This window comes from Pseudomonas sp. R4-84 (assembly GCF_054130985.1).
The window spans coordinates 2,287,176-2,300,625 of record NZ_CP096390.1 but is presented as its reverse complement, the minus strand read 5'-3'; the positions used below and the strand labels follow the sequence as shown (position 1 = coordinate 2,300,625).

General features: G+C 63.6%; 11 protein-coding genes. All 11 read right to left on the bottom strand.

What is annotated here, in order from left to right; genetic code table 11:
- Positions 1-66 precede the first annotated feature (66 nt).
- Positions 67-1,224: an acetylornithine deacetylase gene (gene argE, locus M1D68_RS10665; protein WP_457970287.1), complete on the bottom strand. Its 1,158-nt coding sequence runs from the start codon at positions 1,222-1,224 to the stop codon at positions 67-69.
- Positions 1,221-2,372 (bottom strand): NAD(P)/FAD-dependent oxidoreductase, encoded by a 1,152-nt coding sequence (locus M1D68_RS10660; protein WP_457970285.1) that lies wholly within the window; start codon positions 2,370-2,372, stop codon positions 1,221-1,223. The genes argE and M1D68_RS10660 overlap by 4 nt, the downstream gene beginning before the upstream one ends.
- Entirely contained in the window at positions 2,369-3,745 is a 1,377-nt protein-coding gene (locus tag M1D68_RS10655; RefSeq protein WP_420766623.1) for an FAD/NAD(P)-dependent oxidoreductase, read from the bottom strand. Before M1D68_RS10655 ends, M1D68_RS10660 begins: the two co-directional genes overlap by 4 nt.
- Complete coding sequence (locus M1D68_RS10650; RefSeq protein WP_420766624.1) at positions 3,727-4,035, bottom strand: (2Fe-2S)-binding protein; 309 nt, start codon at positions 4,033-4,035, stop codon at positions 3,727-3,729. The genes M1D68_RS10655 and M1D68_RS10650 overlap by 19 nt, the downstream gene beginning before the upstream one ends.
- Positions 4,032-5,876 carry an ABC transporter ATP-binding protein gene (locus M1D68_RS10645; protein WP_420766625.1) on the bottom strand — a complete coding sequence of 615 codons (1,845 nt, stop codon included), beginning with the start codon at positions 5,874-5,876 and terminating at the stop codon, positions 4,032-4,034. The genes M1D68_RS10650 and M1D68_RS10645 overlap by 4 nt, the downstream gene beginning before the upstream one ends.
- A gap of 1 nt (position 5,877) precedes the next feature.
- Positions 5,878-6,753 carry an ABC transporter permease gene (locus M1D68_RS10640; protein ID WP_420766626.1) on the bottom strand — a complete coding sequence of 292 codons (876 nt, stop codon included), beginning with the start codon at positions 6,751-6,753 and terminating at the stop codon, positions 5,878-5,880.
- A complete protein-coding gene (locus M1D68_RS10635; RefSeq protein WP_420766627.1) occupies positions 6,750-7,706 on the bottom strand; it encodes an ABC transporter permease in 957 nt (318 codons plus the stop codon). Before M1D68_RS10635 ends, M1D68_RS10640 begins: the two co-directional genes overlap by 4 nt.
- A 42-nt stretch (positions 7,707-7,748) precedes the next feature.
- Entirely contained in the window at positions 7,749-9,392 is a 1,644-nt protein-coding gene (locus tag M1D68_RS10630) for an ABC transporter substrate-binding protein (RefSeq protein WP_457970282.1), read from the bottom strand.
- Positions 9,393-9,476: 84 nt separating this feature from the next.
- Complete coding sequence (locus M1D68_RS10625; RefSeq protein ID WP_434563649.1) at positions 9,477-10,751, bottom strand: NAD(P)/FAD-dependent oxidoreductase; 1,275 nt, start codon at positions 10,749-10,751, stop codon at positions 9,477-9,479.
- A gap of 37 nt (positions 10,752-10,788) precedes the next feature.
- A complete protein-coding gene (locus M1D68_RS10620; RefSeq protein WP_420766630.1) occupies positions 10,789-11,457 on the bottom strand; it encodes a haloacid dehalogenase type II in 669 nt (222 codons plus the stop codon).
- A gap of 338 nt (positions 11,458-11,795) precedes the next feature.
- Positions 11,796-13,442, bottom strand: coding sequence for a phospholipase D-like domain-containing protein (locus tag M1D68_RS10615; protein ID WP_457970280.1), 1,647 nt, complete (start codon positions 13,440-13,442; stop codon positions 11,796-11,798).
- Positions 13,443-13,450: the final 8 nt, after the last annotated feature.

Sequence of the window (13,450 nt, the reverse complement as noted above, 5' to 3'; positions counted from 1 at the left end):
GAGCAAGCTCGCTCCCACAGGTTTCTTTGGCGTGGCTAAATCTGGGTGCCTTGCGGTGGACGCGGTTTAAACCTTCAAAGCCCCAAGCAACCCAGCCAGGAACCGCTCCCCCGCCTCCATCTGCGCCACTTCGATAAACTCATCCGGCTTATGCGCCTGTTCGATGGAGCCCGGCCCACACACCACCACCGGCACGTCCAGCCGCTGCTTGAACAACCCACCCTCGGTGCCGAAAGAGACCTTCGCAGTCCCGGTACCCGGCTCAGCGAAATGCTTGAGAAACCGCACCGCTTCGACGCTCGGATGCGTATCAAGCCCCGGATAGACATTCAGCGTCTCGATCTGGATGTCCGCTACGTTCGAGAGCTTTTTCGCCTCGCGGACGATCACTTCGGCGTGCTCGTGCAGTTGCTCCAGAAACCGATCCAGATCGTCGGCCGGCAGGTTGCGCACTTCGAAGTCCAGCGTACACAGGTTCGGCACGATATTGAGTGCCTTGCCGCCGACGATCTGCCCGACATGCACCGTGCTGTAGGGCACGTCATAGTCGCTGTCCTGGGCGCCCTGCTCCTGCAACTGCCGTTGACTCTGGCGCAACGCCGCGATGAAGTCGCACGCCACGTGGATGGCGTTGATCGAGCGCGGGGCCAGGGATGAGTGCGCTTCCAGGCCTCGGCAGTAGGTGCGGTAGGAGCCCTTGCCCTTGTGGCCCAACACGAATTGCATGTTGGTCGGCTCACCGATCACGCACAGGAACGGTCGCACCGGGGCCAGGTGCAGCACGTCGAGCAGGCGGCGAACGCCCACGCAGCCGATTTCTTCATCATGGGAAAGCGCCAGTTGCAGCGGCCGGCTCAACGGCTGGTCGGCCGCGTCGAGCATGGCGTCGATCGCCAGGGCGATGAAGCCTTTCATGTCACAGCTACCGCGCCCGTAGACCCGGCCATCGCGCACCGTCGCCTGGAATGCCGGAACGGTCCAGGCCTGCCCCGCCGCCGGCACCACGTCGGTATGGCCGGATAGCAGGACCCCTGGCACCTCACGGGGGCCGGTGCTGGCGAACAGGTTGGCTTTCTTGCCGCTCTCGTCCTTGACGATCAGCGATTCGATGCCTTTGCCCGCCAACACATCGCGGACGTATTCGATCAGCGCCATGTTCGATTCCGAGGAAACCGTTTCGAACGCCAACAGGCGCTCGAAAATAGCCAGGACGCGAGGTTTCATGAGGCTTTGCTCCGTTGTTCGGACGGGGTGAACCGGCGGATGGAGAACGGTTCGATCGACGTGCTGGTGGTGCCGGTGCTGATCAGTTCGGCCATGACGTCGCCGACGCCCGGACCGAGTTGGAAACCATGGCCGCTGAAGCCGAAGGCGTAGTACAGGCCGTCGACGTTGCCGCTGGCGCCCATCACCGGCAGGTTATCGGGCAGGTAGCCTTCGATACCGCTCCACACGCGGATGATGTTGAGGTTGCCAATGCCCGGCACCAGGCGCCGCATCTGGTCCAGTTGGTTGAGCAGGCTGCGCGGTTCGACATGGGCGCGGCGGTTGAGCATGTCCGGCTCGCAACGGTAGCCACCGCCGATGATGATGTTGCCCCGTGGAATCTGCCGGAAGTAGATCACTTCTTCGGGAATCTTCGTGTACACCCCGATCACCGTCGGCAAGGCATAGGGCACCGGCTCGGTGACGGCCATTTGCGGACCGTTGGGTGCCAGCGGCACCGGCTCACCGAACTGCCCGGAAAGTTTTTGTCCCCAGGCACCGGCTGTGATCAGCAATTGGGAGGCGCGGAACTGGCGGCCATCGGTTGTGGTGACGCTGAATTCGCCATTGGCCTTGTGCACCTCGGCCACTTCCGTGCGTTCTTCGATGCGGGCACCGAGGCGCCGCGCCGCGCGGGCAAATGCCGGTGCCGCGAGACGCGGGTTGGCGTGACCGTCATGGGGGGCGTACGAGCCGCCCTTGACGTCCTTGCCCAGGAACGGAAAGCGCCCGTGCAGTTCACTGCCCCGATAAATCTGCAGTTCCAGTTGCCGGGCTTCGGGGGCATCGGCGTAGGCTTGCAGCTCCTCGATTTCCTCTTCCCGGTAACACACGCGCATGTGTCCGCTGGGAATGAATTCCAGGTCCTCGCCGATCAGTTCCGGCAGGCGTTTCCACAGCGCCCAGGAACGGTTCGCCAATTCCAGCTGCCCGAGAAAACGGCCCTGGCGTCGCACGTTGCCAAAGTTGACGCCGCTGGCATACTGGCCGATCTGGTCGCGCTCCAGCAGGATCACCGACCGGCCCCGCTGGCGCAGGAAAAACGCCGACGCCGCGCCCATGAAACCACCACCGACGATCAGTACATCGGCCTTTTCAACGGTCATGGCGTGACCTCCTGAGTCAGCATGGAAAGCGGTTTGACCGGTGCCTGTCCGCGCTGGCGTCCGACTTCTTGCACCGGCACGCCGGCCGCCGCGGCAATCACCTCGGCCCCGGCCTGGGAGCAATAACGGCCCTGGCAGCGACCCATGCCGACCCGGCTGAAAGCCTTGGCCCGATTGACTTCACAGGCCCCCTTCTCGCTGACGGTACGCCGCAGCTCACCGGCGCTGATCATTTCGCAGCGGCAGACGATGGCTTCGTCCGGCAAGGCCTTGGCTTGCGCGGCCGGCCAGGGAAACGCCTGGGCGAGGCCGAGGCGGAACTCGTCCATCACCTTCAACGCCCCGCGCTGTTCGGCCAATCGGGCCGCATCCACCGGTTGCTGCAAGTCACCCAGTAGCGCCATGGCCACCAGCCGCCCGGCATGCTCGGCGCCGTCGGCACCCCGAATTCGCGAGCCGTCCCCCGCCGCATAGATGCCACTGACCGACGTCCGACCTTCTTCGTCGGTGTCCAGCAGCCATTGCCCGGAAGCCTCGTCGAAGCGCAGGCGGCAGCCCGCCAGGTCGGCCAGCTGGGTTTCGGGACGCAGGTGATACCCCAACGCCACCGCGTCGCAATCCACCGTCAGTTCCTGGCCGTCTGCGCGACGTACCCGAACGCCGCTCACTCCGGCGGTCGCTTCGCCGAGCACTTGCAGCGGCGAAATACCCAGGTGTACCGCAACCTTCGCCCGGTACAGCTGCGCCAGCAGTTTCATGCCCGTGAACAGCAGGCCAGGACGCGCCATGAGCTTGGGCAAGGCCAGGATGCGCTTGACCAATGGCGAGGTGTCCAGCACCGCCGCGACCTGGGCGCCAGCCTTCACGTATTGGCTGGCCACCAGGTACAGCAACGGCCCGCTGCCCATGAACACCACCCGGTGCCCAATGGACACCGCCTGAGCCTTCAAGGCAATCTGCGCCCCACCGAGGCTATACGTGCCGCCCAACTGCCAGCCCTCGACCGGCATCAAGCGGTCGGTGGCACCGGTACAGAGGATCAGTGCGTCAAAATCCACGGTCGTATGGCGACCCTGGCTGACGCAGCTCAATTGACCCGGCGTCAGGTTCCACGCCAGCGTATCCGGACGATAGTCGAGGTTGGGGCGCAGGCGATCGAAGCTTTCGTGCAAATCACGGGCCTTGGCCGCTTCGGTGCCGTACAGCGTCCCGTAGTCTCGGGTGAACCCTTCGGGCTGGCGCCGGTAGATCTGCCCGCCGTCGCGACGGTTCTCGTCGATCAGGATCGGCCTGAACCCTGCCGCGACCAACGTCTGGGCACAGCGTACGCCGGCTGGTCCGGCGCCGACGATGACTATCCGCGCAGTGGCCATATCGCCTCCGGTTGCGTGGTGATGATATCCAGCCCTTCGCGGACTTCGTTGGAGCAGGCGCGCAAGCGTTCGCCGCTGCGGGTCCAGACCCAGCAATCCTGGCAGGCGCCCATCAGGCAAAAGCCGGCGCGGCTGCCGGGATCGAATTCCGACTGGCGCAACGCTGGGCCATGGGTCAGCAAGGCGACCATCAACGTATCGCCCTGCAACGCCGTGATGGGCACGCCATCGACCTTCAGGTTGACGACGGGGCGGCCCTGTTCGGCCAACCTCACGAAACGCGCGTTCATGCGTAGGCTCCCACGATCATGCTGTTTGAATCCCGCTGGCTTTTCAGCAGTTCGCCGCTGTCGTGGTGACAGAGCACCTCGCTGCCGCCATCGATGATGCGCCGGGGTGGCGCGATATGGTTGCACACCCCATCGACCCGTACCGGGCAGCGACCGAGGAATGTGCACAGATCCGGTTCATTGGCCGTTGGCCCCAACGCCGGCAACGTACCGCAAGTCGTCGCGCCGCAGGTTTCCAGCCAGCCCTGGCGCAGCTCTGGCACCGAATGGATCAGCAGGTCCGTGTAGGGATGAAACGGTGCCTGGGCGAACGATTGCCGAGACCCCGACTGGACCTTGTGGCCGCTGTACATCACCACGATGTCGTCGCACAGCGCTCGCACGGTGGAGATGTCGTGGCTGATGAACAGGTACGACACGCCCAGTTGTTGGCGCAGGTCGCGCAGCAGTTCAAGGATCGCCGCGCCGACCACGGTATCGAGGGCCGACGTCACTTCATCGCAGAGGATCAGGTCCGGCTTGGCCGCCAGCGCCCGGGCCAGGTTGACCCGCTGTTTCTGACCGCCGGACAGCTCGCTCGGACGTCGCTCGGCCAAGTCCCGGGGCAAACGGACCAGGTCGAGCAACTCGCCGATGCGCTCGCGCAGGGCCGCGCCCTTGAGGCCGAAATACATCTTCAACGGCCGGCTCAGGATGGCGCTGATGCTATGCATGGGGTTAAGGGCGGTGTCGGCGTTCTGGAAAACCATCTGGATGCGGCGGAACTGGTCAGCAGTGCGTTCCTGCAAGCTGCCGCCCAATGGCTGGCCGTCGAAGGTCAACCCGCCAAGGGCCGGAGGCAGCAACCCCGCCACCACCCGGGCCAAGGTCGATTTACCTGAACCGGACTCACCGATCACCCCGATGGCCTGGCCCCGGCGCACGGTGAGGTCGATGTCCTCCAGCACGCGAATCGCCGGCATGCCTTGCGGGTTCTTGTTGCCGTAGCCGGCGGTCAGCCCCCGGATGGTCAACAGCGGAGCGTCCTCCGCGAGGCCGCAGGGCGGACGGATCGTCGTGTCCGGACGCGCCGCCGCCAGCAGGCTTCGGGTATAGGCATGGGCGGGCCCCTTGAGCAACGGCGCGGTCGCGCTCTGCTCGAATATCTCGCCGCCGTTGAGTACTACGATCTGGTCGGCCATCTGCGCGACGACAGCCAAGTCATGGGACACGTACACCGCCGTCGCGCCCCGCTCGCGCACCACGCGTTTGAAAGCGCGCAGCACATCGATCTGGGTCGTCACATCCAGGGCGGTGGTGGGCTCATCGAGCACCACCAGCAGCGGATCGCTGATCAGCGCCATTGCCGCCATGACCCGTTGCAATTGCCCGCCGGAGACTTGATGGGGATACCGCTGACCGATGCGCTCGGGGTTCGGCAACGCCAGGTCACGGAACAGTTCGATGGCCTTGGCTTCGAGCACCGCCCGGCTGCCCAGGCCATGGATCAGCGCGCCCTCGACCACCTGGTCGATGAGCTTTTTCGCTGGGTTGAATGCCGCCGCGGCGCTTTGGGCAATGTACGAGACGCGATTGCCGCGCAAGCCTTGCAGCTCGCCTTCGCTCAAGGCCAGCATGTCGTGCTCGCCGATGCGCACCACGCCACCGGCCAGGCGACAGCCGCGTCGGGCATAACCCAGAAGCGCCAGGGCAATGGTGGTCTTGCCGGAACCGGACTCGCCGATCAATGCGAGCACTTCGCCTTTTGCCAGAGAAAAACTGACGCCCTTGACGATCTCCACCTCGCCGCGTTCGCCACAGGCGACTACCCGCAGGTTTTCGACTCGAATCAATTCGCTCATTTCAATGACCTCCCGTGCGTCGATTGCGCCGCGAAGACAGGCGATCGATAAACAGATTCACGCCGATCGTCAGGGTGCCAATGGCCAGGGCCGGAATCACGATGGCTGGCGCGCCCTGGTTGAGACCGCCGATGTTCTCGCGTACCAGAGAGCCCAGGTCCGCGTCCGGCGGCTGCACGCCCAGGCCGAGAAAGCTCATGCCACTGAGCAGCAGCACGATAAAGCCAAAGCGCAGCCCCAAGTCGGCCAGCACCGGGTTGAGCATGTTCGGCAGGATCTCCACACAAGCGATGTACAACCTGCGCTCGCCACGGGTACGGGCCACCTGCACGTACTCCAAAGCCTCGATATTCACGGCCATGCTGCGGGCGATCCGGAATGCGCCCGGCGTGAAGCTCAGCACCGCCGTGCAGATCAACAAGGTCACCGAGGAGCCGAAGGCCGAAACCATGATCAACGCAAGCATCTTGCTCGGGATCGAAATGAAGGCGTCCATCAGGCGGCTGATCAGCTCGTCCAGCCACTTCGGCGAGACCACTGACAACAGCGCGCAAGTGGTTCCCAAGCCGCTCGCCAGGACCGCCGCGACCAAGGCCAGGCCGACGGTGAACCTTGCGCCCACCATGATCCGGCTGAGCATGTCGCGGCCCAGGTAGTCGGTGCCCAGCGGGTACGCCGCGCTGAAGCTGTCGAAGACGTTGTCGGACACCACTTCGCCCACCGGGTGCGGCGCCAGCCAGGGTCCGAAAATGGCCACCAGCAACCAGATGACGCACATGGCGGCGCCGAGCAGGCCGAGCCAGGAGGCGCCGTTGGAAACCTTGCCATAGGCCAGTTCGGGCGCAGCAGGCGGGGACTTCGCAATGAGATTGTTCATTGGTTTCTCAGCCTCGGGTTGGACAGGATTGCGCACAGGTCGGCAATCAACACCAGCATCAGGTACGCCGTGCAAAACAGCATCGTGCAGGCCTGGACCAATGCCATGTCGCGGTTCGTCACGGCATCGACCATGAGGCTGGCGATGCCGGGATAGTTGAAGATCGTCTCGACGATCACCACGCCACCCAGCAGGTAGGACAAGCTCAAGGCGATGGCATTGGCGATCGGCCCGATGGCATTGGGCAAGGCGTGGCGCAAAACCACCCGCACCGGACTCACGCCTTTGAGGCGAGCCATCTCAACGTAGGGGCTGTCGAGCTGATCGATCACCGCCGCCCGGGTCATGCGCGCCATCTGCGCAACGATCACGCAGCACAGCGTCATGACCGGCAAGGCATAGGTGCGCATGAATTGCAGCGGCGAGGTGATTTCGCTGGAGTAGGACAGCGCCGACAGCCAGCCCAGGTTGACCGCGAAGATCAACACCGCCAGCGTCGCCACCAGGAACTCCGGCACCGCCACCATCGTCAGCGTGAAGAAACTCAGGACGCTGTCGATGCGCCCCCCTCGCCCCATCGCCGAGCCGATTCCGAGGATCAGTGCCACCGGCACCGACACCAGCGCCGTGGCGGCCGCGAGCATCAAGGTGTTGGGCACTCGTCCGGCCATCAGCTCGCTGACCGGCACGGCATTGGAAATCGATACGCCGAGGTCGCCGCTGAGCAGGCTGGTCAGCCAGTGCAGGTAGCGCAATGCGCCTGGCTGGTCGAGGCCCATCTTCACCCGCAGGGCCGCCACTTGTTCAGGCGTCGCGAACTGTCCAAGGGACTGTTGCGCCGCGTCTCCCGGCAATACCGCCGTGATGGCGAACACCACCATCGAGACGATCAGCAGGGTCACGATCGCGGCGCCGAGGCGCCGGCCGATCAACCACAATGTGTTGCTATTCATCACCCGATCCTCTTGCCATGTCACGGAGCCAGACCACGCTCATCAAGCGTCCAGCCAGACTTGCTCGGAGAACATGTAGCCCATGAAGCCACCCAGCGGATTGGTGCCGTAGCCCTTGACGCGTTGGTCGACGCCATCGATGTTGCTGATGAACACCGGGATGCCGATGCCACTGTGCTCATGCACCAGCGTCTGCATGTCGGCGTACATCTTGCCGCGCTTGGCCTCGTCGGTTTCGCCACGGGCCTGCACCAGCAGTTGGTCGAATTGCGGGTTCTTCCAGCCGGACTCGTTCCACGGCGCCGAGGACTGGAAAAACTGCGAGAACAGCATGTCGGCGTTCGGCCGTGGGTTGATGTTGCCGAAGCTCAGCGGGTGCTTGGCCCAGTGGTTGGACCAGTAGCCGTCGCTCGGCAGCCGATTGACGTTGAGCTTGAGCCCGGCCTCCTTCGCCGACTGCTGCAAGAGCACGGCGACGTCCACCGAACCGGTGGCGGCCGGCGAGCACATCACCGGCATGCTGATGTTTTCCATGCCGGCTTTCTTCAGCAGGAAACGCGCCTTTTCCGGGTCATAGGTGCGTTGCGGCAGGTCGGCGTTGAAGAAGCGCGCGCCCGGCGCAATCGGGTGATCGTTGCCGACCCTGGCGAAGCCACGGAAAATCGCCGACTTGACCTGCTCGCGGTCCAGCAACAGTTTCATCGCCTGGGTGAATTCCGGGCTCTGGCCTGGCATCTGGTCCTGACGAATGATCAGGTCCGTGTAGTTGCCCGAGGGCGAATCGACGACACGGTGGCCTGCGCTGTCCTTGATGCGGGTCGTCGAGCGCGGGTTGACCTCGTTGATGATCTGCACATCGCCCGACAGCAGCGCGTTGACCCGCGACGGCTCGTCGCCAATGCCAATGAACTCGATCTCGTCCAGGTAGGGCAAGCCGGGCTTCCAATAATTGGTGTTGCGGGCGCCGATCGAGCGTACTCCCGGCTTGAACTCCTTGACCTTGAACGGACCGGTGCCGACCCCCTGGCTGAAATCCGTGGTGCCCTCGGGCACGATCAGCATGTGGGACACGGCCAGAATCGACGGCAGTTCGGCATTCGGGCCGCTCAAGCGGATCTGCACCTCGTGGGTCCCGTTGGCCTTGACCTCCTCGAATTGCGAGGCCAGCGGCAGGACCTTCGAACCGGTGACCGGATCCTTGTGCCGCAGCAGGGAAAACACCACGTCCGCCGCTGTCAGTCCTTTACCGTTGTGGAAGGTGACTTCCTTGCGCAGGGTGATCACCCACAGCGTCGCATCGGTGGTATCGATGCGTTCGGCCAGCTCCAGTTGCGGCACCATGTGGCTGTCGAAACGGGTCAGGCCGTTGTAGAACATGTAATGGCGCACGTAGTCGGTGGACGATGAGCCCTTGGCCGGATCCAGGGTATCGGCGGTGGAACTGGTGATGCCCGCCACTCGGATACGTCCGCCGGGCTTGCCCTTGCCTGGGCTCGTGGCGTCATCGGCCCACAACTTGCCGGCGGCGCCGAACAGGCTGCCGGCCCCGGCCGCGGCGACCCCGGCCAGCCCGAGCATTTGCAAGGCGTGGCGGCGCGACATGCCGCGATTGAGCCCTTCGAAAACCCGCAGACTTTCTTCGCCCGTAATCAACTGGCCGTCGATGCTGTTCTTATTGTCAGTCATGTCAGTTCTACCTTCCGCAAGTGATAGGGGCTCGGTTGCGCACGGTCGTCGCAACGGTTGAAACGCCAAACAACGCCTTATGAATCAGTGTAGGTAGTCCTGCAGGCGGTAATACGCGCCTACAAACGGCAGGAACCAGGGCTTGCCGAAGTGCCCGGGAATCGCCGGCCAGTCGAGCTCGCGCCAAGGGTTGGCCTCGACCTTGCCGGCCATGACGTCGGCCATGACCTGGCCCATGTGCACCGACATCTGCACGCCGTGGCCGCTGTAGCCCATGGAGTGGTAGATGCCGCCATGCTGGCCGGCGCGGGGCAAGCGGTCAGAGGTCATGTCCACCAGTCCGCCCCAGCAATAGTCGATTTTCACGTCGGCCAACTGCGGGAACATCTGCACCATCGCCGCTTGCAGCACCTTGCCGCTCTTGGCATCGGACACACTGTCAGACATGGCAAACCGCGCACGGCCGCCAAACAGCAAGCGGTTGTCCGGGGTCAGGCGAAAGTAATTGCCGATCATGCGACTGGTGACGTAGGAGCGACGGGCCGGCAGCAAACTGTCGATCAGCGCCTGTGGCAGTACCTCGGTGGCGACCACGAAACTGCCCACCGGGACGATGCGTCGCCGATACCAACCCAGCCCGCCTTGCTGGCACGCACCGGTGGCTAGCAGAATTTGCGAGGCATGCAGCACGCCTTTGTTCGTGTTGACTTGATAGCCGCTGCCGCGGGTCTTCCAGTCCTTCACCTCGACGCCCTGGAAAATCAACGCGCCATGACGGGCGGCCGCCTCGGCCAGGCCGACACCAAAGCGCCCGACATGCATCTGTACGCCATTGCGCTGCAGCAGGCCGCCGTGGAACTGGTCCGAATTGACCTCGGCGCGAACTTCCTTCGCCGACAACAATTGAACCTCGGCATCGACCTCCTTGCGGATCAGTTCACAGGTGCGCGCCAACCCTTCGTAGTGCATCGGCTTGGCGGCCAGCTTGAGCTTGCCGTGACGCGTCAAGTCGCAGGCAATCCCTTCCTGCTCGACCAACGAAACGACGCTCTGCACGGCGCTTTCGTAGGCCAGGTAATAAGCGCGGGCCTTATCGGCACCCAGGCTTGCTGACAATGCCGCATAGTCCTGGGCGACGCCGGTGTTGCACTGCCCGCCATTGCGCCCGGACGCCTGCCCGTTCACCCTTCCCGCCTCCAGCACCGCCACCCGGGCGCCCTTCAAGGCCAGGGCCCGGGCCGCCGCCAGACCGGTGAAACCGCCACCGACGATGGCGACGTCGACCTGGTCGGGCAACCCGCCGACCTGGGCACCGGTGAAGGCCGGTGCGGTATCGAGCCAATAAGACTCACTGCCCATGTCTAAACCCCTTTCGCCTTGAAGCGTTCGCTCGGTTTCAGAGCCCGACCAGTCCAGGCAGCCCGCCGATATCGGGGATCTGGTGGTAGTTGTAGATCGAGTTGCCCGGTTGCTCATGACCACGAGCAACGAAGGCCTTGTGCTTGATCTTCATGTCATTGGCCGGCATCAGGTCGTAACGGAAGCTCGACGACACATGCAGCACATCCTCCGGCCCGCAGCCGAGGTTATCGAGCATGTATTCGAACGCGGCCAGCCGCGGCTTGTAGGCCTGGGCCTGCTGGGCAGTGAACACTTTATGGAAAGGCGCGCCGAGCTTGTCGACGTTGGACATGATCTGCTCGTCCATCGCATTGGAAAAAATCACCAGGGGGATCTTGTCGGCGATCTTCGACAGGCCCGCCGGCACATCGGCGTGGGGGCCCCAGGTTGGCACGGCGTCGTAATAGAGCTGGCCTTCGCCGCGGTATTCGACGTTCCAACGCTTGCAGACCCGCATCAGGGAGGTCTTGATGATCTCATCATAAGGCCGCCAGTCACCCATCACCTGGTCCAGGCGATAAGCGGCGAAGTCCTTGACGAATTGGTCCATCTGCCCGGCATCGACACGGTCGGCGAACAGCTCGCGCGTCATGTTGCCCATCTGGAAGTTGGTCAACGTGCCGTAGCAGTCGAAGGTGATGTACTTGGGTCGAAGAAAGCTCATGAGTGCGGTCCTGGATTTGTTGTTGAAGGCATGACGAAGCAAACATTGACGCCATTCGTGAGGCTCGCGGCAACGCTGCATCACGTTTTCATTACAACACCATGAGACCGTGGAAAAACCGTTAAAAATAGTCGCCGCTTGGTACAAACCACCGTTTTGCGGGGCCCGCTCAGCAGACTTTGCGGGATGCTCCAGACACGGGCGCTGCGCCCGTGTTTCTGAGGGTTTGGGGGCAGTTATGGTGCGCCAGGCGACGTTTTGCCGAGCGGTTTACGGCAGGATCTGCGCCGTGGCGCAGCGATTGGCAGCACAACGTGGAAACGTTTTCGACGGCCGCTTCAACGGCCGCAAAACCTGATCCTGGACAACATCCGTAGATCGCCCTCGCGGTAATAGTCATCGCTCCAGCTGTCGTCCGGCGCCAGGGGCTGGACCTGCTTGAGGGCGAGCTTTTTTGCGAAATAGCGAAACCGGTAGTGCTCATAGAAGCGCAGCAGTTCCAGCCCGTAGCGGTCGGCCAGGTCGGTGTCGCCCTGGATGATCAGATAGTTCTCGTCGTTGCTGGCGCTGGCGGCGGCGCTCAGGTTGTGGCTGCCGCTGATGATGGTCGGCGAGTCACTGGTGAAGTCGGTGACCACGGCCTTGGTGTGGACCAGCAGGTTGCCCTTCTGGCCTTTCATGTTTTCCCGCAGCCAACCCTCCAGGCCGGTATTGAGCAGCGCGGTGGCGGCGAATTCGGCGGTGCGGTCGGCATGGAAACCGGTGATGCGGCTGGTGGTGTTTTGCAGGCCGTAGCGCAACACGTCGTCGTTCGGCTGGCCGAGCAAGGCATCGAGAATCCGCTCGGGTAAGACGAATGCGGTGACGAACAGCAGGTCCTTGCGCGCGGCCGCGATGATCTCGACAAAGCGATCGAGATCGCCCTTGCCGTTGCGGGGCGAAAAACCGGCGAAGAGTTTTTCGTCGCCGTCCATGGGATTGCTGAGCGTCAGCCAATCGCGGGTGGCGTCGACGTCCCCGGGGTTGGCCCAGATCTGCTCGAACACCTGGCGATAACTGTCACTGATGCGTGGATCGTCCAGCACATGGATGACGTTGGCCTGGCGATAGACGCCGTTGGCGGTGAAGTTGGTGCTGCCACACAATACGGCCTCGGGTGTCGGCACTCCATGCCGGTCGATTTTGCTCAGGACGATGAACTTGTCGTGGAAAATGCTATGGGTGACTCGACCACGCTTGTTCGCCGCCGGCAGTTTTTGCAGGCTGGCTTCATTGCTGATCGTCGCGTCGTCCTCCGGCTGGGCATGGTAAAGCACCCTCACCCGAGCGCCGCGCGCATGGGCCGCGTTGACCGCCTCGACAATCACCGGCAGTTCGTATTCATAAATGGCCACGTCCAACGCCCAGCTTGCATCCAGGGCCCGGTCGATGAAGCCGACCAGGCGCCCCAGCAAACCGTTTTCCAGCCAGCGACGCGGCGCATCTGGCCAGTCTTCGATGGACAGGCTCCGATTGGCGCTGATCAGGCTGTCCAATTCCGGAAACTTGCGCTGGAACGCCTGGCTGGCGGCCACCGCGCGATTGAAGATGACGCTCTGGTTGGCAGGCTGGCCGTCATCGCTGGTGACGGTCAACTCAAGGGCCTCGCCCAACTGCGGCGCATCGGGACTGCCGTAGGCCAGGTGCACGCGGTAATGGATCGTCGTGCCCGGGTTGACCGCATAATCGGCCCAGCGAAATTTCTGCAACGGCGCCTTGTCGCTGGGCGTGGCATGGAACTGCGGGAAGGTGTGGGCCTTGTCGGGGAAGGTCAGACTGTTGAACAGGAACAGCCACGGCTTGTCACCGTGCTGCTTCTCGATGGCGAAGCCCAACAGCCCCTTGCGTCGTGGCTCGGCGAGGTCCATGGCGAGCAGCACACCGTTGGTGCCTGCGTAGGCCTTGACCCTGAAATCGTCCTGGGGGTTGGTGACGAGTACGCGCATGGGTTCAT